The 21,906-nt window shown below is 66.5% G+C and carries 17 protein-coding genes; 10 read left to right on the top strand and 7 right to left on the bottom strand.

The features are described from left to right. Window positions 1-68: 68 nt before the first annotated feature. Both ABE464_RS09735 and rpoE read right to left on the bottom strand, forming a co-directional pair. Window positions 69-956: a sigma-E factor negative regulatory protein gene (locus tag ABE464_RS09735; RefSeq protein ID WP_346471783.1), complete on the bottom strand. Its 888-nt coding sequence runs from the start codon at window positions 954-956 to the stop codon at window positions 69-71. Window positions 957-964: 8 nt separating this feature from the next. Then, complete coding sequence (rpoE, locus tag ABE464_RS09730; protein ID WP_123730518.1) at window positions 965-1,585, bottom strand: RNA polymerase sigma factor RpoE; 621 nt, start codon at window positions 1,583-1,585, stop codon at window positions 965-967. Window positions 1,586-1,823: 238 nt separating this feature from the next. Here rpoE and ABE464_RS09725 point away from each other — a divergent pair, with 238 nt between their 5' ends. The 4 genes from ABE464_RS09725 to ABE464_RS09710 all read left to right on the top strand — a co-directional run bounded on the left by ABE464_RS09725 (window position 1,824) and on the right by ABE464_RS09710 (window position 6,582). Continuing rightward, entirely contained in the window at window positions 1,824-3,887 is a 2,064-nt protein-coding gene (locus tag ABE464_RS09725) for a 3-hydroxyacyl-CoA dehydrogenase NAD-binding domain-containing protein (protein ID WP_346471782.1), read from the top strand. A gap of 303 nt (window positions 3,888-4,190) precedes the next feature. Beyond that, window positions 4,191-5,054, top strand: a complete 864-nt coding sequence (locus tag ABE464_RS09720) for a pirin family protein (RefSeq protein ID WP_346472008.1) — start codon at window positions 4,191-4,193, stop codon at window positions 5,052-5,054. Between the two features lie 111 nt (window positions 5,055-5,165). Further along, complete coding sequence (gene aqpZ / locus ABE464_RS09715) at window positions 5,166-5,888, top strand: aquaporin Z (protein ID WP_346471781.1); 723 nt, start codon at window positions 5,166-5,168, stop codon at window positions 5,886-5,888. Window positions 5,889-6,120: 232 nt separating this feature from the next. Next, entirely contained in the window at window positions 6,121-6,582 is a 462-nt protein-coding gene (locus ABE464_RS09710; protein ID WP_346471780.1) for a hypothetical protein, read from the top strand. Between the two features lie 122 nt (window positions 6,583-6,704). Here the strand turns inward: ABE464_RS09710 and ABE464_RS09705 are convergent, their stop codons facing one another. After that, entirely contained in the window at window positions 6,705-7,556 is an 852-nt protein-coding gene (locus ABE464_RS09705) for a pirin family protein (protein WP_346471779.1), read from the bottom strand. A gap of 227 nt (window positions 7,557-7,783) precedes the next feature. Between ABE464_RS09705 and ABE464_RS09700 the strand changes: the two genes are divergently transcribed. Both ABE464_RS09700 and ABE464_RS09695 read left to right on the top strand, forming a co-directional pair. Then, a complete protein-coding gene (locus ABE464_RS09700; protein WP_346471778.1) occupies window positions 7,784-9,865 on the top strand; it encodes a carbon starvation CstA family protein in 2,082 nt (693 codons plus the stop codon). Then, window positions 9,865-10,089: a CstA-like transporter-associated (seleno)protein gene (locus tag ABE464_RS09695; protein WP_346471777.1), complete on the top strand. Its 225-nt coding sequence runs from the start codon at window positions 9,865-9,867 to the stop codon at window positions 10,087-10,089. The genes ABE464_RS09700 and ABE464_RS09695 overlap by 1 nt, the downstream gene beginning before the upstream one ends. Before the next feature lie 115 nt (window positions 10,090-10,204). On the opposite strand, the gene ABE464_RS09690 is transcribed toward ABE464_RS09695, so the two are convergent. The 4 genes from ABE464_RS09690 to ABE464_RS09675 all read right to left on the bottom strand — a co-directional run bounded on the left by ABE464_RS09690 (window position 10,205) and on the right by ABE464_RS09675 (window position 14,985). Continuing rightward, a complete protein-coding gene (locus tag ABE464_RS09690; RefSeq protein WP_346471776.1) occupies window positions 10,205-11,341 on the bottom strand; it encodes a DUF3103 family protein in 1,137 nt (378 codons plus the stop codon). Window positions 11,342-11,601: 260 nt separating this feature from the next. Beyond that, a complete protein-coding gene (locus tag ABE464_RS09685) occupies window positions 11,602-12,852 on the bottom strand; it encodes a DUF819 family protein (protein WP_346471775.1) in 1,251 nt (416 codons plus the stop codon). Between the two features lie 113 nt (window positions 12,853-12,965). Next, entirely contained in the window at window positions 12,966-14,297 is a 1,332-nt protein-coding gene (locus ABE464_RS09680) for a HAMP domain-containing sensor histidine kinase (protein WP_346471774.1), read from the bottom strand. Then, on the bottom strand, window positions 14,284-14,985 hold the full coding sequence (locus tag ABE464_RS09675; RefSeq protein ID WP_346471773.1) for a response regulator transcription factor: 702 nt from the start codon (window positions 14,983-14,985) through the stop codon (window positions 14,284-14,286). Before ABE464_RS09675 ends, ABE464_RS09680 begins: the two co-directional genes overlap by 14 nt. Window positions 14,986-15,115: 130 nt before the next feature. Between ABE464_RS09675 and ABE464_RS09670 the strand changes: the two genes are divergently transcribed. The 4 genes from ABE464_RS09670 (at window position 15,116) to ABE464_RS09655 (ending at window position 21,878) form a co-directional block, all read left to right on the top strand. Beyond that, entirely contained in the window at window positions 15,116-16,825 is a 1,710-nt protein-coding gene (locus ABE464_RS09670) for a glycosyltransferase family 39 protein (protein ID WP_346471772.1), read from the top strand. Window positions 16,826-16,971: 146 nt separating this feature from the next. Continuing rightward, on the top strand, window positions 16,972-17,697 hold the full coding sequence (locus tag ABE464_RS09665) for a phosphatase PAP2 family protein (protein WP_346471771.1): 726 nt from the start codon (window positions 16,972-16,974) through the stop codon (window positions 17,695-17,697). Continuing rightward, window positions 17,694-19,346, top strand: a complete 1,653-nt coding sequence (locus ABE464_RS09660; protein WP_346471770.1) for a phosphoethanolamine--lipid A transferase — start codon at window positions 17,694-17,696, stop codon at window positions 19,344-19,346. Before ABE464_RS09665 ends, ABE464_RS09660 begins: the two co-directional genes overlap by 4 nt. 540 nt (window positions 19,347-19,886) lie before the next feature. After that, window positions 19,887-21,878, top strand: a complete 1,992-nt coding sequence (locus ABE464_RS09655; RefSeq protein ID WP_346471769.1) for a M2 family metallopeptidase — start codon at window positions 19,887-19,889, stop codon at window positions 21,876-21,878. The last annotated feature ends 28 nt before the right edge of the window (window positions 21,879-21,906 follow it).

Genomic DNA, 21,906 nt, shown 5'->3' with positions numbered 1-21,906 from the left:
GTCAGGGAACAAAGCGGGGGGAAACGCTCCGGCGCACAGGCCGGAGCGGAACGTCAGGGCGACGATGCTCAGTCGCGGTGCCGGCGGGCGGGCTCAGCCGACTCGGCGGACTCCTGCAGACGCGGCTCGAACGGATAGAACGCTGCCTGCGGGGCCTGCGTGGAGAAGCTGGCATTGAGCGCCCCGCCCGCGGCCGGGGCCAGGCTGGACCGCGGCCAGGGCTTGGCCTGCAGGTTGCCCACCTCACCGAACGGGAACTGGCGCGCGGTGGCCGCCGGTACCGCCGGCGTCAGCGGCACCTGGCTGGCGACCGCACGTTGCGGCTCGGCACTGCGCTCGGCAGCGCTGCGTGCGGCCTGCTGGGTGCGGGTGGCACTGGCGCGGCGCGCATTGGCCACGTCCTGGCGGCGGCTGGCGGCCGCCACGGCGGCAGCCGGCACCGCCGCTACGGCCAGCGCCTGCTCGGCGGCAGCGGCTTCCGTTGTCGGCGCGGGCGCGGGCGGCAGCTCGGCCTGGCTGGCGATGATGGTGGTCGGCGCGTCCAGCGCTGCCGGGTCCGGCAGCTGCTCGCGGGTCATGAACATCGCCACGGCCGCGACGGACGCGGCCAGTGCCGCGCCACCGCCCCAACGACGCCAGCCGCCACGGCGTTCCTTGCGGTCCTGGCTGCGCTCGACATTGGCCTGCATCGCTGGTGCCGGCTCAGCGGCCACGGAAACGCGGACCCGCTCGGCGAAATCGACCGGCGCCGGTGCGCAGGCCTGCCCGCGCAGCACATCGCCGAGCATCTGCCAGCGCTCGTTGCAGCTGGACAAGGCCTCATCGTGTTCCAGCCGACGCAGCATGAAACGGGCTTCATCGGCCGACAGCTCACCGTCGATCAACGAAGACAGCTGCTGCCGGTAATGGGCGTCGAATTTATCGGGGGACGCGCCCCGGGAAGCATCATTGGACATATCGTGGCTCATGCGCGGCTCTTCTCGCGGGTGGCGCTGCCCACATCGAGCAGCGGCCGAAGTTCAGTGTCGATCGCCTCGCGGGCACGGAAGATCCGCGACCGCACGGTGCCGATCGGACACCCCATCTTCTGCGCGATTTCGTCGTAGCTCAGGCCGTCCACCTCGCGCATGGTGATGGCCGATCGCAGTTCTTCAGGCAGCGCGGAGACCGCCTTCATCACCGTCTGTTCCAGCTCCTGCCGCATCAACTCGCGCTCGGGCGTGTCGGTGTCGCGCAGACGCGTACCGCTGTCGAACTGTTCGGCGTCCCCGATCTCGATGTCATCGGTGGGCGGGCGGCGGTTGTGGGCGGCGAGATGGTTCTTGGCAGTGTTCACGGCGATCCTGTGCAACCAGGTATAGAACTGGGCGTCGCCGCGGAAACTGCCGATCGCGCGATACGCGCGGACGAAAGTGTCCTGGGCCACGTCCTGACATTCACTCCAGTCCGCGATGTAGCGCCCGATCAGCGCGATGATCCGATGCTGGTACTTGCGCACCAGGACATCGAACGCCGCGCTCTCGCCACGCTGCACACGTCGGACCAGCTCCAGGTCCAGCTCCTGTGGTGTTTCAACCTCGGCCATGGGGGGCCGCACTCCTGTCAGCCCAACCGACGTCGGGCAATGAGACTGCCAATCCCGGGAAAAGTTCAGCGCTCGATCACACTGCGCCGCACCAGCTTTTAACCACCGTTCCGTTAAGGTTTCCGATCCAGGCAATGGATCGACGGCTTCTCTCCCCCAGCTATAGGGATTTGACGGGGAGGAAACAACCTCTGGATCATAGCCCCCTTCTCCATACACAACCGGATGGAACGTTCCCATGCTCTCAGGCTTCGATGGGCTCCGCTTCTCGCATTGGCACCCGCAGATCCGTGACGATGGCGTCGTCGTGCTCAGCCTCGACCGCCACGACAGCAGCGTCAATGCCATGTCGCAGGACGTGCTGCTCGAGCTGGGCGACCTGATCGAGCGGATCGCGATGGACCCGCCCAAGGCGGTGGTGATCCAGTCGATCAAGGCCGCCGGCTTCATCGCCGGTGCGGACCTGAAGGAATTCCAGGAATTCGACCGCCGCGGCACCGTCAATGACGCGATCCGCCGTGGCCAGAGCACCTACCAGAAGCTGGCCGAACTGCCCTGCCCGACCGTCGCGGCGATCCACGGCCATTGCCTGGGCGGCGGCACCGAGCTGGCGTTGGCCTGCCGGTACCGCGTGGCCTCCAACGATGCCTCCACCCGCATCGGCCTGCCGGAAACCCAGCTGGGCATTTTCCCGGGCTGGGGTGGCAGCTCGCGCCTGCCGCAGCTGGTGGGCGCGCCGGCGGCGATGGACATGATGCTGACCGGCCGCAATCTGTCGGCCTCGGCCGCGCGCAACATCGGCCTGATCGACAAGGTAGTCGCACCGGCCGTGCTGCTCGATACCGCGGTGTCGCTCGCGCTGAAGGGCACCACCCGCCCGTTCAAGCAGCGTGCGACCGCGTGGATCACCAATACCTGGCTGGCACGCAAGCTGCTTGCCCCGCAGATGGCCAAGCAGGTCGCCCGCAAAGCGCGCAAGGAGCATTACCCCGCCCCCTACGCACTGATCAACACCTGGGCGCGCACCGGCGGCAGCCCGATCCAGACCCGTCTGGATGCCGAGCGCCGCGCCGTGGTGAAGCTGGCCGGCACCCCGACCGCGCGCAACCTGATCCGCATCTTCTTCCTGACCGAACGCCTGAAGGCCCTCGGCGGCAAGGACCATGGTATCCAGCACGTGCACGTGGTCGGTGCCGGCGTGATGGGCGGTGACATCGCCGCGTGGTCGGCCTACAAGGGCTTCAACGTGACCCTGCAGGACCGCGAACAGCGCTTCATCGACACGGCCATGGAACGCGCGCAGGCGCTGTTCGCCAAGCGGGTGAAGGACGACACCAAGCGCCCGGCCGTGGCCGCGCGCCTGAAAGCCGATCTCGCTGGCGAGGGCGTGGCCCAGGCCGATCTGGTGATCGAAGCCATCATCGAAAACCCGGAAGCCAAGCGCGAGCTGTACCAGTCGCTGGAGCCGAGGATGAAGGCCGATGCGCTGCTGACCACCAACACCTCCTCGATCCCGCTGGACGAACTACGCGACCACATCCAGCGCCCGGCGCAGTTCGCCGGCCTGCATTACTTCAACCCGGTCGCGCAGATGCCGCTGGTGGAAATCATCCATCACGACGGCATGGCGCCGGAGACAGAGCGTCGCCTGGCCTCCTTCTGCAAAGCACTGGGCAAGTTCCCGGTGCCGGTTGCCGGCACCCCCGGCTTCCTGGTCAACCGCGTGCTGTTCCCGTACATGCTTGAAGCGGCCACCGCGTATGCCGAAGGCGTGCCGGGCCCGGTGCTGGACAAAGCCGCCGTCAAGTTCGGCATGCCGATGGGCCCGATCGAACTGCTCGACACCGTCGGCCTGGATGTGGCGGCCGGCGTGGGCAAGGAACTGGCGCCCTTCCTCGGCCTGCAGGTACCGGCCGCACTGGCGACGGTGGAACAGGGCAAGCGTGGCAAGAAGGACGGCCAGGGCCTGTACAAGTGGGAGAACGGCCGCGCCCAGAAGCCGGACGTCCCCGCCAACTACGAGGTCCCTGCCGATCTCGAAGACCGCCTGATCCTGCCGCTGCTCAACGAAGCCGTCGCCTGCCTGCACGACGGCGTCGTCGCCGATGCCGATCTGCTCGATGCCGGCGTGATCTTCGGCACCGGCTTCGCCCCGTTCCGCGGTGGCCCGATCCAGTACATCCGCGCCACCGGCGCCGACGCGCTGGTCGAACGCCTCAAGGTCCTGCAGCAGCGCTACGGCGACCGTTTCGCCCCTCGCCCGGGCTGGGATTCGCCGGTACTGCGCGAACCGGTGATCTGAGCATCGCAACAACGCCAGCGCACGCTGGCGTTGTTGTTTGTGTCCGCTCGCGCGTGAAACCGTGGGGGGAGCGGGACGGGCAGCCCTTTGCAGGACCGTTAAGCGGCATGGATGCCGCTTACGAGCTTACAGGGAGGTATTCACAGCGTGTCCTGCAAAGGGCTGCCCGTCCTGCTCCAAGCCGATGGCAAAAAGGCGCCGCAACCACGCCAAGGCAGAACAACCTGTTACCGATACAGGCCTCCCGCCCCGGCAGCCCGCATGCGATCCTCCCGCTCTGTCCCCGCCAGCGAGACCGCCCGCATGACCACCATCATCGCCCCCCGCATCCATGACATCGGTGGCCTGCAGGTGCGCCGCGCCGTGCCGACCCTGCAGGCACGCAGCGTCGGCCCGTTCGTGTTCGTCGATCAGATGGGCCCGGCCGTCCTCTCCCCGGGCACCGGCATCGACGTACGCCCGCATCCGCATATCGGCCTGGCCACCGTCACCTTCCTCTGGTCCGGCGCCATCGGCCACCGCGACACGCTCGGCTCGGACCAGGTCATCCGCCCGGGTGACGTCAACTGGATGACCGCCGGCCGCGGCATCGCCCACTCCGAGCGCACGCCCGCCGTCGAACGCGAACACGACCACCCGCTGCACGGTATGCAGACCTGGCTGGCGCTTCCAAAAGACTTTGAAGAGACCGACCCCGCGTTCTACCACCACGCGGCCGCGACCCTGCCCCAGCAGCGCCGGAACGGTGCCTGGCTGCGCGTCATCGCCGGCCGCGCGTACGGCGAGGAATCGCCGGTCAAGGTCTTCGCCGACACCCTCAACGTCGCCATCGATCTCGACGCCGATGCGGAAATCGATCTGGATACCGGCCACGCCGAACGCTCGCTCTACATCCTGGAAGGACAGGCCCAGCTCGACGGCGTGGACGTCCCCGCCCAGCACCTGATCATTCCCGAGCCGGGTGTCCGCGGCCGCCTGCGCGCCAAGACGCCGATCAAGGCGATGCTGATGGGCGGCGAACCGCTCGACGGCCCGCGCCACCTCTGGTGGAACTTCGTCTCCAGCTCCACCGAGCGGATCGAGCAGGCCAAGCACGATTGGGAAGCCGGCCGCTTCGGCACCATTCCCGGCGACGACAAAGAGTTCATTCCCCTGCCCGCGTACTGAGCCGGCCCGGCCGTTGACCGTTCGTCGGGCGTTGACGCCACCGTCACCCTGATGAACCCCGATTCAGCTACGTTGCGCCTGCCCACCCCGGGCATAACGTGGAGCACGTCGATGAGCATGGGCAAACGTCTGGCCGCCGAGTTCCTGGGCACGTTCTGGTTGGTGTTGGGCGGGTGTGGCAGCGCGGTGCTGGCCGCCAGGTTCGGTGGTGATGGCAATCCGCTGGGGATCGGTTTTCTGGGCGTGGCACTGGCCTTCGGCCTGACCGTGCTGACCGGCGCCTATGCGTTCGGGCACGTGTCCGGCGCGCATTTCAATCCGGCCGTGAGTGTCGGCCTCTGGGCCGGCGGCCGCTTCCCGGCGCGCGATCTGCTTCCTTACATCCTCGCGCAGGTGCTGGGCGGCGCGTTGGCCGGCTTCATCCTGCTGCAGATCGCTTCGGGTGCACCCGGTTTCCAGATCGATGGCAGCCAAGCTGGTGCATTTGCGAGCAATGGCTACGGTGCGCTTTCACCCGGGGGGTACAGCGTGGCCGCTGCCTTCCTGTGCGAAGTGGTGCTCACCGCGTTCTTCCTGATCGTCATCATGGGCTCCACCCACGGCAACGCGCCGGCGGGCTTTGCCCCGATCGCCATCGGCCTGGCCTTGACCCTGATTCACCTGATCAGCATTCCGGTCACCAACACCTCGGTCAATCCGGCGCGCTCCACTGCCGTGGCCCTGTTCGCCGGCAGCGGCGCGCTCAGCCAGCTCTGGTTGTTCTGGCTGGCACCGCTGCTGGGTGGATTGATCGGCGGCATCGTCTATAAATGGATGGGCGCCGCGCCACGCTGACTGTGACCGCCGGGCGGTGCATCACCGCCCGGCCGTCCGTGCAGAAAGATTCACCTGAAACCGTTATTTGTACACTGAGTCACATTCCGTTAAGGTTCGGATCACTCGTCCGACACTGACGGCAGCGAGTCATCCGGTACGCGCGCGGGGAATGCGCCACCACGGCCTGGGTTGTCGACGGCCACCGGAATGCCTGTCAGCGACGGACGCGATCATCGACCTTGGGGGAACCATGAACGTCCTGCGCGCTGTCGTATGTCTGTGTCTGCTGGTCACTGCCGGCGCCGTTGCGGCGCAATCGACCAGCGAATGTCCGTCCCTGCCCGCCAGCAGCGGCCTGCAATGGCAGGAACTCGCCCAGCGCGACTTCATCCTGTGCAAGGCCACCGCCGCCGATGGGCGTGAAGTGCTCAGTCTGACCTTGAGCGCCCGCAACCCGGAGCTGCCGTTGAACCGCTCACTGCGCCAGGAAAAAGGCAGCTTCGCGGGTGAAACGCTGTACTGGTACCAGCCCGACCTGGGCGGCCAGAAACCGCCGGGCTATGAGACCCGCCGGATCACGGTCGTGAAATTCGACAAGAATCGTTTCGCGCAGATTGCGTTGTACGCAGGTGACAATAACGAACTGGGTTCGCTGCAATCACTCGCGCAGGGCATGGACCTGACGCCCTCCGCCGTCGCAGCAGGGCGCTGAGCAAGGCCGGGACGGTGCACCGCACTCATCCCGTCATCCACGGTAGCGCCGACCGCTGTCCGGCGCCTCCCGCACTGTCAGGTCTCACACGGTTACCGCCCAACGGCCGATGCGAACATGCCTCAGAAGCGGCCTTCCTGGAAATCCACGAAGGCCTGCATCAGCTCCTGCTTCGTGTTCATCACGAACGGCCCATGCCGCATCACCGGTTCGCGCAGCGGGCGGCCCGCCACCAGGATCAGGCGCGCCCCGGTGTCGCCGGCGCGCAGGGTCAGCTGGTCACCGCCGCCCAGCACCGCCATTTCCTGCCTGGCCACCGGGCGCGCATCGTCGCTCTCGCCGATCTCCAGCCCTCCTTCGAACACATAAGCGAAGGCGTTGTGGCCGTCCGGCAACGTGTAGCTCCACGCCGCACCCGCCTCCAGCGTGATGTCCAGATACACCGGATCGGTAGCCGGCTGCACGATCGGCCCGACGGTGTCACCCACCTGGCCGGCGATCACCTTCACCTGCACGCCATCGGCGGGCGCGGTCACCGGGATGTGGTCCGGCGCGAACTCCTGGTACTTCGGGTCCGTCATCTTGTCGCGCGCGGGCAGGTTCACCCACAGCTGGAAACCGCGCATCTGCCCCGATTCCTGCTCGGGCATCTCCGAGTGGATCAGACCGCGGCCGGCGGTCATCCACTGCACGCTGCCCGGCGTGAGCAGGCCTTCGTTGCCGTGATTGTCCTTGTGCCGCATGCGGCCGTCGAGCATGTAGGTGACGGTCTCGAAGCCGCGGTGCGGATGGCTGGGGAACCCGGCGATGTAGTCCTCGGCGCGGTCGGTGCCGAATTCATCCAGCAACAGGAACGGATCCAGGTCGGGCAGCGAAGGGCCACCGATCACCCGCGTCAGGCGCACGCCGGCGCCATCGGAGGTGGCCATGCCACGGATGGTGCGCAGCACGCGCACCGGAGTTGGGCTGCTCATGGTGACTCCAGACTGAGGAAACTGGGTACAAGATGGGCGCAGGCGTACACCCGGCCAACCGTCATGCCCGCAACCGATTGTTCCAAGCGTGATGTTCCGGCGACGTGCACAGGCGCGCGCCCCACCCACCCTACGACCAAAGTACTAGCGGCAAGCCCCCGCCATTGCATTGACCCCGTCAGTGCCAAGGCGGACTCTTACGACGATCTCCAGGGAGACGCAATCTCATGAAAGGTTTTTCAAAACTGGGTTGGGCAGTCATCGCACTGCTTGGCGCATTCTGTCTAGGCACCGTCGCACTGCGCCGCGGTGAACCCATCAATGCGCTGTGGATCGTCGTCGCTGCGGTCTCCATCTATCTCATCGCCTATCGCTTCTACAGCCTGTTCATCGCCGACAAGGTGATGCAGCTCGATCCGACCCGGGCCACGCCCGCGGTGATCAACAACGACGGTCTGGATTACGTTCCGACCAACAAGCACGTGCTGTTCGGCCACCACTTCGCCGCCATCGCCGGTGCAGGCCCGCTGGTCGGCCCGGTGCTGGCCGCGCAGATGGGCTACCTGCCCGGCCTGCTCTGGCTGGTGGTGGGCGTGGTCGTGGCGGGCGCGGTGCAGGACTTCATGATCCTGTTCCTCTCCAGCCGCCGCAACGGCCGCTCGCTGGGTGACCTGGTGCGCGAGGAAATGGGGCCGGTGCCTGGCACCATTGCCTTGTTCGGTGCCTTCCTGATCATGATCATCATCCTGGCGGTGCTGGCGATGGTGGTGGTCAAGGCGCTGGCCGAGAGCCCATGGGGCATGTTTACGGTCATCGCGACCATGCCGATCGCGATCCTGATGGGCGTGTACATGCGCTACATCCGCCCGGGCAAGATCGGTGAGATCTCCGTGGTCGGCCTGATCCTGCTGCTGGCCGCCATCTGGTTCGGTGGCAAGGTCGCCGCCGATCCGGTCTGGGGCCCGGCCTTCACCTTCACCGGCATCCAGATCACCTGGATGCTGATCGGCTACGGCTTCGTGGCATCGGTGCTGCCGGTGTGGCTGCTGCTGGCCCCGCGTGATTACCTCTCCACCTTTCTCAAGATCGGCACCATCGTGGCGCTGGCGATCGGCATCCTGATCGTCATGCCGGAACTGAAGATGCCGGCGCTGACCCAGTTCGCCGCCAGCGGCGACGGCCCGGTCTGGAAAGGCGGGATGTTCCCGTTCCTGTTCATCACCATCGCCTGCGGCGCGGTGTCCGGTTTCCATGCCCTGATCGCCTCGGGCACCACGCCCAAGCTGCTCGCCAATGAGCGCCACATGCGCTACATCGGCTACGGCGGCATGCTGATGGAATCGTTCGTCGCGGTGATGGCGCTGGTGGCCGCCTCGATCATCGACCCGGGCATCTACTTCGCCATGAACGCACCGGCCGCCGTGATCGGCCCAGATGCGGTCTCCGCTGCGGCCTACATCAGCAATACGTGGGGCTTCATCATCACCCCCGAGCAGCTGGAGGCCACGGCCGCGGCGATCGGCGAGCCGACCATCCTGCACCGCGCCGGTGGCGCACCGACGCTGGCGGTCGGCATCGCGCAGATCCTGCACGAGGCGATTCCCAGCGGCAGCAACGCGATGATGGCGTTCTGGTACCACTTCGCGATTCTGTTCGAAGCGCTGTTCATCCTGACCGCGGTCGATGCCGGTACCCGTGCCGGTCGCTTCATGCTGCAGGACCTGCTGGGCAACTTCATCCCGGCCCTGAAGAAGACCGAGTCGTGGACCGCCAACATCATCGCCACCGCCGGTTGCGTGGCGCTGTGGGGCTACCTGCTCTACACCGGTGTGGTGGATCCCTTCGGTGGCATCCAGACGCTGTGGCCGCTGTTCGGCATCTCCAACCAGATGCTGGCCGGTATCGCGCTGATGCTCGGCACCGTGGTGCTGTTCAAGATGAAGCGTGACCGCTTCGCCTGGGTGACCGGCGTGCCGGCGGTGTGGCTGCTGATCTGCACCACGTATGCGGGTCTGATCAAGATCTTCGACAAGAACCCGGCCCAGGGCTTCCTGGCCCAGGCGCACAAGTACCAGGATGCGATCGCCAGTGGCACGCTGACCGCGCCGGCCAAGACCGTCGGCCAGATGCATCAGATCGTGGTCAACGCCTACGTCAACACCGGCCTGACCGTCCTGTTCCTGTTCGTGGTGTTCTCGATCCTGTTCTACGCGATCAAGACCATCTTCATGGCCCGTCGTAATCCGCAGCGGACCGACAAGGAAACCCCGAACGTGGCGCTGCAGCCGCACCAGATGGCGGACCTGTGATGAGTACCGAACTCGTCCCCGCCGGTCAGTACCAGGCCCACCGCCGCATCTGGCGGCGCCTGGTGCAGACCGCACGGCTGTGCTGCGGCATTCCCGACTACGACAACTACGTGCGGCATGTGATGGAGAAGCATCCGGACCGCGTGCCGATGGACTACAAGACGTTCTTCCGCGAGCGCCAGGAGGCGCGTTACAGCGGCAAGAACGGCGGACGCTGCTGCTGACGTCCGGTAGCGGATCAAGATAAAAACGGCGGCGCGAAAGCGCCGCCGTTTTTTGTTGGGTCGCGTTTGCCACTGCCTGCGACAGACCTCCGGGGAAGTCGGCCAGCGGCCGGCACTACTGGAGCGTGAGGGGGCTCAACGTTACCCGGGCATTGTTCGCTGCTCCCATCCGTACGGTGTAGGTCTGTCCGCGCTGAAGCAGATAGAAACTGTCCAGATAGTCGGTATCGTTGATGAACCAGCTGTTCGGCATCGCCTTCAGGATTGCGCCGCCGATGTCGGCGATCACCGCGTACTCCGGGGCGAACGCGCCCAGCGCCAGCTTCACGCCCTCGGTGAGGGCGACCAGAAGCGCCTGATAGTTGGTATCGCCGTCGTCTTCGAACAACTGCACATTGGCTGTATCGAAGCGGTAGTTGCCCCAGATCACCAGCGGTTGCCCCGGGGTGTACTCGGTCTTGTCATGGTCCAGATAGGGCAGCGACACAGTGGCCATTTCCGGCTCGGCCTTCCCGATCTGGAGGCCGGACACCACCGCGAACACTTCGGCACCGCCGAGTGCCCACGGTTCAGCGTCATCGGCCAGGCGGATGCGGTCCAGCCGCGTCACGTCCAGCGATGCCTGCCCATCAACCGCGGGTTCAATCCGATCAACGGACTGCAGGCCGCGTGCCTGCAAGCCCGCATTGATCAACGCCATGCCCTCCTGGACCGCCTGGCCAGTGTCGATATCCACGATCAGCACCGGGAACGCGGGGGCCACCTGCGCATCCAGCAGGTGCTGCCGTCCATGCCGATCGTAGGCCACCAGGGAGCTCCAGCGACGGTCGTCGCCCTTTGGCAACACGGCCACCCAGAGGTCGGCAGGTGCCACCGACGATAGCGTCTGCCCAGCCGGTATGAAGCTGCGGACCCGCAGCAGACCCCGATCCTGGGCCGGCAAGCCCTTGTAGTGCCGAACCAGACCCTCGCGCGCGGACAGCGTACGCGCGGCCACACTGTTCCCGCGCGGATCGCTCTGCGCCATCACTGCGGCCAACGGCACCCCGCCCTCGGGGCGCGCGCCCAGTGCCTGCACCAGTGGGCCGGCCAGATCCGGCTGCCCGAGCCATGCGGCCACGTCGCGCGCACTCGCATCGGCTACCGCGTGCACATCCCCCGGTTCGGCAGGTGTCGCCTGTACAGACACTGCAGAAGCGAACATCAGCACGCCGGTGGCGATCACCGACATCAATAATCCCTTCGTCTTCATGGTGCTTCCTGATAGGTGCCGACTGCCGTCGGCAGGGATTCCGTCGCATGCGCGTACGACGCATGCCACAGCGCATGGCGCCGCACCTTACGCGGCGCGTTAAGCGCGATCCGGCACTGCTTTCACACTTCGCTGCAAATGCAGCCATTTCTGACACCGGGACGTGACGGTCATCCCGGACCCTTCACCCTCGTGATCGTTGCCGTAAAAAAAAGAGGCGGCCCTCAAGGCCGCCTCCGGTTCCATCGCCAACCGCGCGCTTACGCGCCCGCCATCCATTTCAGGATCAGCCCGGTCACATACGCCAGGCCGGTCCCGGTGGCATAGCCCACGGTCCCCAGCAGCACGCCGACCGGCGCCAGACTCGGGTGGAACGCCGCCGCCACCACCGGCGCCGACGCCGCCGCACCGATGTTGCCCTGCGAGCCGATCGCGAAGAAGAACAGCGGCGCACGCAGCAGCTTGGCGGCAATCCACAGCACCAGGATGTGGGTCAGCATCCAGATCGCGCCCAGCGCGAACAGCCACGGGCGGTCGAGCAGCGAGAGCAGGTCCATCTGCATGCCGATGCAGGCAATCAGGAAGTACAGGAACAGCGTGCCCAGGCGCGACGCACCGGCCGACTCCAGGCGCCGCGCACGGGTGAAGCTCAAGCACAGGCCGAGCGCCGTGGACAGCAGCACCACCCAGACGAACGCGCTGTCCAGGCTGAACTGGCTGGCCCAGCTCACATTGGCCTTGAACCAGCCGCTCAGCGGCGCAGCGATGGCATGCGCCAGGCCGACGCCGCCCAGCGCCACGCCGACGATCACCATCAGGTCGGTCAGGCTGGGAATACGTGCGTTCTGCGCCTCGTACGCGGATATGCGTGCCTTCATCTCGTCGATGGCGCGGGTATCGGCCCCATTGCGCGTGTCGATCTGCTGGGCGCGGTTGGCCAGGAACAGCAGCACCGCCATCCACAGGCTCGCGCAGGCCACATCGACCACCGCGAACTGGCCGAAGGTGGTGGCATCCGTGCCGAACACTTCGCGCATCGCCACCATGTTGGCGCCGCCGCCGATCCAGCTGCCCGCCAACGCGGCCATGCCTTTCCAGGTATCCCCGGCGACAGTGGCCGGATGGATCCAGGACATCGCCTGGAACGAGACGATCGCGCCGAGGATGATGCCCAGGGTGCCGGCGCAGAACACCACCAGCAGCTTCGGGCCCAGCTTCATGATGCCTTTCAGATCGATCGAAAGCGTCAGCAGCACCAGCGCTGCGGGCAGCAGCACGTCGCGGGCGATCGGGTTGTAGAGCGAGGTGTTATGGCCGTCGATGAGGCCGGCCGTGTTGTAGATCGCAGGGATGAAATAGCACAGCAGCAGCGCTGGCACCCACGCGAAAATCTTCTTGAGGATCGGGGTCGGTCCACTGGCGGCCCAGAAGATCACGGCCAGGGTGGCGGCGATCAGGCCGAGGCCGACGATGTCATTGGTGATCAGGGCAGTACTGGGTTCGGTCGGCATCAAGCCATCCTCTGTCGATCGAAGGGATAAAAAAAGCGCCGCATAGAGCGGCGCCTCCGGAGCTTAACATTGTCTTCACGACGCCACACTTTGCAGCGCAGCGTGCGGGCTGATTACGTCGCAGGCGGTGACGGACGCTCGCCACTGCCCGGCAGCGACGCCCCGAGATCGAGAACCACGCAGGTTCCGCGTGGCACGCAGGGCTCGATCTGCAGCGCCCACCCCAGGTGTTCGCAGAGCCGGGCGATGAGCTCCAATCCGATCCCGCTCTGTTCGTTGCGGTCGCCCCTTGCCATGCGCGCATGGACGGCCGCGATTTCCTCCGGGCTCATGCCCAGCCCCGGATCCTGCAGCGTCACCACTGCCTGGTCGGAGACCTTGATGTGGATGGTCCCGCGCCCACTGTTCTCGATCGCGTTGCGCAGCAGGTTGCCGATGGCGGCCTGGACTACGCCCAGAGGCGCGACGATGTCCACGCGCGCGAGGCCATCGACCTCGATGCGCAGATCCTTGTCGCCCATCAGGTGGCGATGGTCTTCGATGATGTCCGGAACCAGGTGGTCCAGCGCAATGCGCTCGCCAAGGGCGACCAACCGCGCCGGATCGCGCGCCAGGATCAGCAGCAGCTGGATCAGCTGCTCCACGCCCTGCGCGGTGCGATGCACACGCTGCATCTGCTGGCGCGCACGGTCCGGAATGTCCGGCTGGCCCAGCGCAAGCTCCGAGGCCCCGGTGATCACCGCAATCGGCGTGCGCAGCTCATGGCTGGCCGTGCTGATGAAGACGCGCTCGCGCTCGACGAACTGCTCGTTGCGCGCGAGGTAGTCGTTGAGCGCATTGGCGATCACGTACAGCTCGGAGCTGGCACGCGGGTCCACCTCCACCCGCTGCCCGGGCACTCCCGGGTGCAGCTCATCGATCCGCTTGGCCAGCGAACTCAGTGGCCGCACCAGGCGGCCCACGCCGAGCGAGGCCATCAGCACGGTGACGATGATCATCAGCACACCGGCCAGCAGGACCCAGCGCGTGGCGAACTGTTCCAGCTCGTGGAAGTCATTGATGTCCAGCACCAGCGCCAGCCGCCCCAGCTGAGCGGTCTGGCGGACCATCACCGCGCTGGCGCGCCCGTTGACCTCCACACCGTCGTGCAGCCCAGGATGCAGGGTGCGCAGGCTCTCGGGCACGCGGTCGCTGCCATCGATGGTGAACAGCCGCAGCGTGTCCGAATCCTGCCAGCGGTAATGCGGCTCGTGTTGGATGTGGTTGACGATGCTGTCCAGCTCGGAGTTGAGCAGCGCGCGCCAGGCCGAGTGCTCGGCGTGTTCGTGCACGTAGTTGCCCACACTGAACACCGCGAGCGAAATCATCGCCAGATACGCCAACAACCACCACACCATGCGGCGGTGCATCGGCGCCGGCCTGGGCGTGCGCTCAGGCCACTTCATCAGCGCTGTCCGCAGCCGATACGCCGAGGCGATAGCCCACCCGCGGTAGGGTATGGATCAGCTTCTGCTGGAACGGGCCGTCCACGCTGCGGCGCAGCTCGTACACATGTGAGCGCAGCAGGTCGCCATCGGGCAGTTCATCGCCCCACAGCGCGAACTCCAGCTGCTGGCGGGTGACCGCGCCGGGGCTGGCGCGCATCAGCACCTCCAGCAGCTTGCGGCAGGCCGGGTACAGATGCAGCACCTTGCCGTCGCGATGCGCTTCCAGCGTCGCCAGGTCGAGCTTGAGGTCCGCCACTTCCAGCACCTTGCGGGGGTTGCGCCCCTTGGCCCGCACCATCAATGCTTCCAGGCGCACTTCCAGCTCGGGCAGTGCGAAGGGCTTGGTCAGATAGTCATCGGCGCCGGCACGGAACCCGGCGATCTTGTCCGGCAATTCGTCGCGGGCGGTCAGCATGATCACCGGCACTTCCGAGCCATGGTCGGCGCGCAGCCGCCGCAGCACTTCCGGGCCTTCCATGCGCGGCAGCATCCAATCCAGGATCAATGCGTCATAGGGCTGCGACACGGCCAGGTGCAGGCCGGTCACGCCATCGGGTGCCACATCAAGCACGTGGCCCCGGGACTCGAAATAATCGAATAGATTGGCAACCAGCTGACGGTTGTCTTCAATGACCAGCAGCCGCATGGGACACTCTCTTGACCGGTTGAGCGCATGGTAGCGGGAACCATGTCGGAATCCGGTCGCAATGGGGTGGTTACGACGCTTTTCCTACGCTGTCGGGGAGACAGTGGCTGTTTTGCCGATGAGCCTGGGCGTGACCGACTCCTTCTTCCTGCGGCGCTGGCCGCGTGTACTGGTGTGTCTGGCCCTGCTGGTGGCACTTGCCGCGGGCATCGGCTTGCGTCAGCCCTCCCCGCCCGATGAGCCGCGTTTCGTGCTCGCAGCGCGGGCCATGGTCGAGTCCGGGCAATGGCTGCTGCCGCACCGTGGCAGCGAACTGTACGCGGAAAAGCCCCCGGTCTTCATGTGGATGCAGGCCGCCAGCCATCAGGTGTTCGGCGGCTGGGCCCTCGCCTTTCTGGTGCCTTCGCTGCTGGCTGCGCTGCTCACCCTGTGGCTCACCTGGGATCTCGGCCGCCGGCTGTGGACCCGTCGCATTGGCTGGTGGGCCATGCTCGCCTTGTTCAGCTGCCTGCAGTTCGGCCTGATGGCCAAGCGCGCCCAGATCGACATGGTGCTGGTGGCGATGACGACCCTCTCGCTGTGGGGGCTGCTGCGTCACCTGCTGGAAGGCCGCAACCGGCCGGCGCTGTGGCTGGCCGGCGTTGCCGCCGGGCTGGGCACGGTCACCAAGGGCGTGGGCTTCCTGCCGTTGCTGGTGCTGCTGCCGTTCGCCCTGTGGGGTTGGCGCACCCGCGGCACCTCCCTGCCGGCCGGCACCGCGCGCGACCTGTGGTGGCTGCTGCCCGCGTTCCTGCTTGGCACAGCGGTCTGGCTGGCACCGCTGGGGGTGGCGCTGCTGCACTCGAGCGACCCGGCCCTGCACGCCTATGCACGCGAACTGCTGTTCAAGCAGACCGGCACCCGCTACGCCAACGCCTGGCACCATGTGAAGCCGGCCTGGTACTACCTGCAGGTGATGGCGACCTTGTGGCTGCCCGGCAGCCTGCTGCTGCCGGCGCTGATCCCGGCCTGGTGGCGACGTCTGAAGCGACTGGATGGACGCTGGTGGCTACTGCTGGGCTGGGCCGTGCTGGTGCTGGTCTTCTTCAGCGCCAGCCCGGGCAAACGCGAGGTCTACATCTTCCCGATGCTACCCGCGCTGTGCCTGGCCGCCGCTCCGCTGCTGCCGGGGCTGCTGCGCCGGACGGGCCTGCGATGGCTGCTATGGGCCTATGTCGCCCTGCTTGGCGCGGCCGGGCTGTACATCGGCCTGCAGCTCTGGACTGGCAGTGCGTGGGCACATCTGCAGCTGGCTCGGCGCGCCATGCCCGACACGCTGCTGCCCGTGCTGGGCGGTTGGTTGATCGCCTTTGGTGTGGTGCTGCTTGGCCTGGCCCTGTGGTGGCGGCAGCGCCGGGCTGGCGCCCTGGTGGTGGCAACCGCCTTCCTGCTGTGGAATCTGTACGGCTGGGTGCTGATGCCCACCCTGGACCCGTACAGCTCCGCCTCGGCCGTAATGCAGCGCGTGGGCGAACGGATCGGCCCGGACGCCGAGCTTGGCGTGGTCGCCTGGCGCGAACAGAACCTGCTGCAGGCCGACCGCCCCGTCACCGATTTCGGCTTCAAGACGCCTTGGGAGCAGCAATGGCAGGCTGCCGGCCCGTGGCTGTCGCAGGCACCCGGCCAGCGCTGGCTGCTGGTGCTCGATGACGCGATCAGCCCGTGCGTGGACCCATCGGCGGTGATCGAGATCGGCAGCGCCAACCGCAACCGATGGCTGCTGTTCCCAGGCACGGCGTGGCAAGCGGATTGCCATGCCGCAGTGACCGCCAGCGACACCGGCCGGGACGAGGAAGACTGAACGATGGTCCACATTTAACCGGCGGCGAACATCGCTCCGACCGCTCTCCGACACACCGCTGACGACCATGGCGCCGGAATCTCCCGCCGGCCCTGTCGTCCATGTTCCCAGCGTCCACCGTTGCTTTATCCTCCGCGCCGGCTGCAATGGCCACGTCGCGTTTCTACCGCGATCACCTGTGGGTTCCGCTGGCGCTGACCTTGCTGGCCAGCGCCGTGCTGATGGGTGCCGGCGGCGACCAGTGGCTGGCCGACCGCCTCTATCGTCTCCAAGGGCAGCAGTGGGCGCTGCAGAACGCCTGGGTCACCACCCACCTCATCCACCAAGCCGGCAAGTGGGCCAGCAGCGCCGCGGCACTGGTGGCGATGGTGCTGTGCTTCCACGCCTGGCGCAGCGAGCGCGCGGCCACGTGGCGTTGGCCGCTGTTGTATCTGGTGCTGGCGGTGGCGTTGAGCACCGGCCTGGTCTCGCTGCTGAAGTCACTGACCAACATGGATTGCCCGTGGGATCTGGCCCGGTATGGCGGCACTCGCGACTTCATCGGTCTGTTCGCGCCACGCCCGCAGGGCATGCCGCGCGGGGTGTGCTTCCCGGGTGGACATTCCAGCGCGGGCTTCGCATGGATCAGCCTGTACTTCTTCGCCAAGATGGTACGACCGGCATGGCGCTGGCGCGGTCTGGCGGTCGGCCTGCTGGCCGGCGGCGTGTTCGGATTCTCGCAACAACTGCGCGGCGCGCACTTCCTCTCACACGACCTGTGGACGCTGGCCACCTGCTGGGCGGTGTCGCTGGGGCTCTACCTGCTGCTCGAACGGGTGCGCCTGCGCGCAAGCAACACGGCCGTACTCACTACGCAGGGAGATGCCGCATGAGCGTCACCCTCCCGCGCGCCACCCGTTTCCCCGCGCTGGCCACCCTGCGCGCTTGGCGCCCGCAGTGCACGACCGAGACCCTGATCCTGCTCACCAGCGTGTTCTTCGCGGTGGCCTGCAATGGCCTGTTCTGGCACAGCGCGATGGCGACCCACCCGGGCAGCGTCCGCTTCGCGCTCTCACTGCTGCTGTTCCTGGTCGGCGCGCACAGCCTGTTGATGGGCCTGCTGGTCTGGCGCTGGAATGCCAAGGTCGTGATCAGTGTGCTGCTGCTCGGCACCGCGCTGGCAGCGCACTACATGAGCAGTTACCACATCTATCTGGATGCGGACATGCTGCGCAACGTGCTGGCCACCGACCACAAGGAAAGCGGCGAGCTGATCACGCCCACCTTGATACTGCCACTGTTGTTGTTGGCGCTGCTGCCCATGCTGCTGCTGTGGCGCGTGCACCTGCGCCGGCGAACGCTGGGCAAGGCGCTGCTTTGGCGTATTGGCTTCCTTCTGCTGTCGGCACTGATCGTCTTCGGTGGCGCGATGCTGTCGTTTCAGGAAATGTCCTCGCTGATGCGCAACCAGCGCGAAGTGCGTTACCTGGCCACGCCCGGCAACTTCCTGCTCGGCCTGCCCAAGGCGCTGCGCGGCGACAACCCGATCCAGCGCGCCCCAAAACTGCCGATCGGCACCGATGCCAAGGCGACCCCGCGCGCGGCCGGCAGCCGCCCCCGCTTGCTGGTGATCGTGATGGGCGAAACCGCCCGCGCGCAGAACTGGGGCCTCAACGGCTATGCCAAGCAGACCACGCCGGAACTGGCCCAGGCCGGGGTGATCAATTTCCCGGACATGCATTCGTGCGGCACCAGTACGGAAGTGTCCCTGCCCTGTCTGTTCTCGCCGTACGGGCGCCATGACTACGACGAAACGAAGATCCGCGCGCACCAGTCGCTGCTGCACGTGCTGGACCACGCGGGCATCGGCACGTTGTGGCGCGACAACCAATCCGGCTGCAAGGGCGTGTGCGAAGGCCTGGACATGCAGGCATTGGACGATGCCAGGCACCCGACCCTGTGCGCCAACGGCCGCTGCATGGATGAGATCCTGATCGATGATCTGGCCCCCCAGGTCCGCGCCAGGCCGGGCGACCGCGTCGTTGTGCTGCACCAGCTGGGCAATCACGGCCCGAGTTATTTCGAGCGCTATCCGGCGCGCTTCCGTCGCTTCACGCCGACCTGCGACATGCCGGACCTGGGCAAGTGCAGCCGCGAGCAGATCACCAACAGTTACGACAACGCACTGCTGTACACCGATCACCTGCTCTCGCGCACGATCGGCACGCTGAAGGGCATGGACGACTACGACACGGCGATGATCTACCTCTCCGATCACGGCGAGTCACTGGGCGAAAAAGGCCTGTATCTGCACGGCGTGCCGTATGCGATCGCCCCGCAGGAGCAGACCCGTGTGCCGATGGCGATGTGGTTCTCGCCCTCGTTCGCGGCCAATCGCGGGCTCAACCTGGCCTGCGTGCGGGAGCGTGCGGGCAAGTACACCGACCACGACAATCTGTTCCCGTCGGTGCTGGGGCTGATGCAGGTCAAGACGTCGGTGTATGAACGTGACCGGGATCTGTTTGCGTCGTGCGAGGTTTGAACACTTTCGGCGCGAAGTTGAGTGTCCGCTGCCTGGAGCGGAGAGCTGTCCAGCTTTTCGGTCTTCCGTTTGGGTCGAGGCAGGCCATACCGTGGCGGGACGCGCCGTAAACCCGTCCTTGGGGGCTCGACGTGCGCCATCCATGGCGCCCGACGGTCCCGCCACGGTATGGCCTGCCTCGCCCCCCACACTGTCCGTCGGCGGATAGTCGAGCAAAGACAATGGCTTCGGCTGTGGGTTGTTCTCGAGCCGTTGTTGTTCCCGTGCGCACCGACCCACTGTCGACGGGGCGGTGTGGGTGGGTTGGCGGGACCGTTATGCGCCATGGATGGCGCATATCGAGCCCCCAAGGACGGGTTCACGGCGGGTCCCGACGACCCACCCACACCGACCCGCCCCACGTAGCACGTACGCCACGCCTTCGCCGTTGAAGTTGTCGTTGACGCTGACGATCGACCCGCCCCCTGCTGCCCTGCCCCTTGCGGTGCGCCCGGCGCTTCACTAGCCTTCGCCGGTCTGTCACCACCCAAGGATGTGCCCGTGAACCACCGCCCGCTCCTGCTGGCCCTGGCAGTCAGTGCTGCCGCACTGACGCTGGCGGCCTGCCAGAAGGAACCGTCCCCCGCCGATGCACCGGCCACGGGTACCACCCAGTCCAAGGAAACCGCGGACCAGTTCATCGCCCGCGTCAACGCCGAGTACAAAGCCATGTACCCGGAAATGACCTCGGCCCAATGGCTGTCCTCGACCTACATCAACGACGATTCCGAGCGCGTCGCGGCCAAGGCCAACGAACGCTGGCTCACTGTCCTCAACGGCTGGATCACCCAGGCCGGCCAGTACGACGGCCAGCCCATGAGCGAAGACACCAAGCGCCAGATCCACCTGCTCAAGTTGATGACCTCCATGCCCGCCCCGCGCGACCCGGCCAAGCTCTCCGAGCTGACCCGCATCGCCAGCCGCATGGAAGGCGCCTACGGCTCCGGCAAGTACTGCACCGATGAAGCAAACCCCCAGACCTGCCGCCAGCTCGGCGACCTGGAACAGGTGCTCGCCCGCAGCCGCGACTACGACAAGCAGCTGGACGCCTGGCAGGGCTGGCACGGCACCACCAAGCCGATGCGCGCCGATTACGAACGCTTCGTCAGCCTGGTCAATGAAGGCGCCAAGGAAATGGGCTTCGCCGACGCCGGCCAGATGTGGCGCAGCGGCTACGACATGCCCGCCGACCAGATCGGCCCGGAAACCGACCGCCTGTGGGACCAGGTCAAGCCGATGTACGAGCAGCTGCACTGCTATGCCCGTACCAAGCTCGACGGCACGTACGGCAAGGACAAGGCCGAGGTCAACGGCGGCCTGATCGCCGCGCACCTGACCGGCAACATGTGGCAGCAGGACTGGTCCAACCTGTGGGACCAGCTGGAACCGTATCCCGGCGCCGGCAACCTGGACATCACCGCCGCGCTGGAAAAGCAGTACCAGACCAACCTCAGTGGCGCGCTGGCCAAGGCCGGCAGCGGCGCGGACGTGGAAGCGCTGTACAAGGCGCAGCGTGAAGCCGAACTGCGCACCGCCAAGCAGATGACCGAGCGCGCACAGGACTTCTATGTCTCGCTCGGCATGCCGGCGCTGCCCAAGTCCTATTGGGACAAGACCCAGTTCATCAAGCCGCTGGACCGTGACGTGGTCTGCCACGCCAGCGCGTGGGACATGAACATGGAAGGCGACGTGCGCACCAAGATGTGCATCAAGCCCAACGAAGAAAACTTCACCACGATCTACCACGAGCTGGGCCACATCTATTACGACCTGGCCTACAACCCGCTGCCGCCGTTGTTCCAGGGCGGTGCCAACGATGGCTTCCACGAGGCGATCGGCGACACCATCGTGCTGGCCATGACGCCGCAGTACCTCAACTCGATCGGCCTGGTCGACACCCCGCAGGAAAGCCGCGAGGCGACCATCAACGCGCAGATGCGCATGGCCCTGAGTGGCGTGTCGTTCCTGCCGTTCGGCCTGATGATCGACCGCTGGCGCTGGGGGGTGTTCGATGGCTCGATCACGCCGGACCATTACAACCAGGCGTGGTGGGACCTGAAGGCCAAGTACCAGGGCGTCGCGCCGGCCAGCGCACGTGGTGAGGAGTTCTTTGATGCCGGTGCCAAGTACCACGTGCCGGGCAACACCCCGTACACCCGTTACTTCCTGGCGCGCATCCTGCAGTTCCAGTTCTACAAGGGCCTGTGCGACGCGTCCGGTTACAAGGGGCCGCTGCACCAGTGCAGCTTCTATGGCAACAAGGAAGCCGGCCAGAAGTTCTGGGCGATGCTGAGCAAGGGCGCCAGCCAGCCGTGGCAGGCCACGCTGAAGGAAATCACCGGCGGCGACAAGCTCGATGCCGGCCCGATGATCGAGTACTTCACGCCGGTCAACGAGTGGCTCAAGCAGCAGAACCAGGGCCAGATGTGCGGTTGGCAGGTGCCTGCGGCTACGGCCACGCAGGCCGCGCCAACCACAGCGAAAACGCAGTGATCGCAATGCGATAGCGCTTTGGCGCTGT

The sequence above is a fragment of the Stenotrophomonas sp. TWI587 genome, from assembly GCF_039674145.1.
Lineage (GTDB): Bacteria > Pseudomonadota > Gammaproteobacteria > Xanthomonadales > Xanthomonadaceae > Stenotrophomonas > Stenotrophomonas maltophilia_AY.
Note: the sequence above shows the minus strand (reverse complement) of the source record. Positions and strands in the feature narration are given on the sequence as shown.

What these genes read in the sequence shown, in the direction of transcription:
- ABE464_RS09735 (WP_346471783.1), bottom strand. Translation starts at nt 956, where the DNA reads ATGTCCAATGATGCTTCCCGGGGCGCGTCCCCCGATAAATTCGACGCC.
- rpoE (WP_123730518.1), bottom strand. Translation starts at nt 1,585, where the DNA reads ATGGCCGAGGTTGAAACACCACAGGAGCTGGACCTGGAGCTGGTCCGA.
- ABE464_RS09725 (WP_346471782.1), top strand. Translation starts at nt 1,824, where the DNA reads ATGCTCTCAGGCTTCGATGGGCTCCGCTTCTCGCATTGGCACCCGCAG.
- ABE464_RS09720 (WP_346472008.1), top strand. Translation starts at nt 4,191, where the DNA reads ATGACCACCATCATCGCCCCCCGCATCCATGACATCGGTGGCCTGCAG.
- aqpZ (WP_346471781.1), top strand. Translation starts at nt 5,166, where the DNA reads ATGAGCATGGGCAAACGTCTGGCCGCCGAGTTCCTGGGCACGTTCTGG.
- ABE464_RS09710 (WP_346471780.1), top strand. Translation starts at nt 6,121, where the DNA reads ATGAACGTCCTGCGCGCTGTCGTATGTCTGTGTCTGCTGGTCACTGCC.
- ABE464_RS09705 (WP_346471779.1), bottom strand. Translation starts at nt 7,556, where the DNA reads ATGAGCAGCCCAACTCCGGTGCGCGTGCTGCGCACCATCCGTGGCATG.
- ABE464_RS09700 (WP_346471778.1), top strand. Translation starts at nt 7,784, where the DNA reads ATGAAAGGTTTTTCAAAACTGGGTTGGGCAGTCATCGCACTGCTTGGC.
- ABE464_RS09695 (WP_346471777.1), top strand. Translation starts at nt 9,865, where the DNA reads ATGAGTACCGAACTCGTCCCCGCCGGTCAGTACCAGGCCCACCGCCGC.
- ABE464_RS09690 (WP_346471776.1), bottom strand. Translation starts at nt 11,341, where the DNA reads ATGAAGACGAAGGGATTATTGATGTCGGTGATCGCCACCGGCGTGCTG.
- ABE464_RS09685 (WP_346471775.1), bottom strand. Translation starts at nt 12,852, where the DNA reads ATGCCGACCGAACCCAGTACTGCCCTGATCACCAATGACATCGTCGGC.
- ABE464_RS09680 (WP_346471774.1), bottom strand. Translation starts at nt 14,297, where the DNA reads ATGAAGTGGCCTGAGCGCACGCCCAGGCCGGCGCCGATGCACCGCCGC.
- ABE464_RS09675 (WP_346471773.1), bottom strand. Translation starts at nt 14,985, where the DNA reads ATGCGGCTGCTGGTCATTGAAGACAACCGTCAGCTGGTTGCCAATCTA.
- ABE464_RS09665 (WP_346471771.1), top strand. Translation starts at nt 16,972, where the DNA reads ATGGCCACGTCGCGTTTCTACCGCGATCACCTGTGGGTTCCGCTGGCG.
- ABE464_RS09660 (WP_346471770.1), top strand. Translation starts at nt 17,694, where the DNA reads ATGAGCGTCACCCTCCCGCGCGCCACCCGTTTCCCCGCGCTGGCCACC.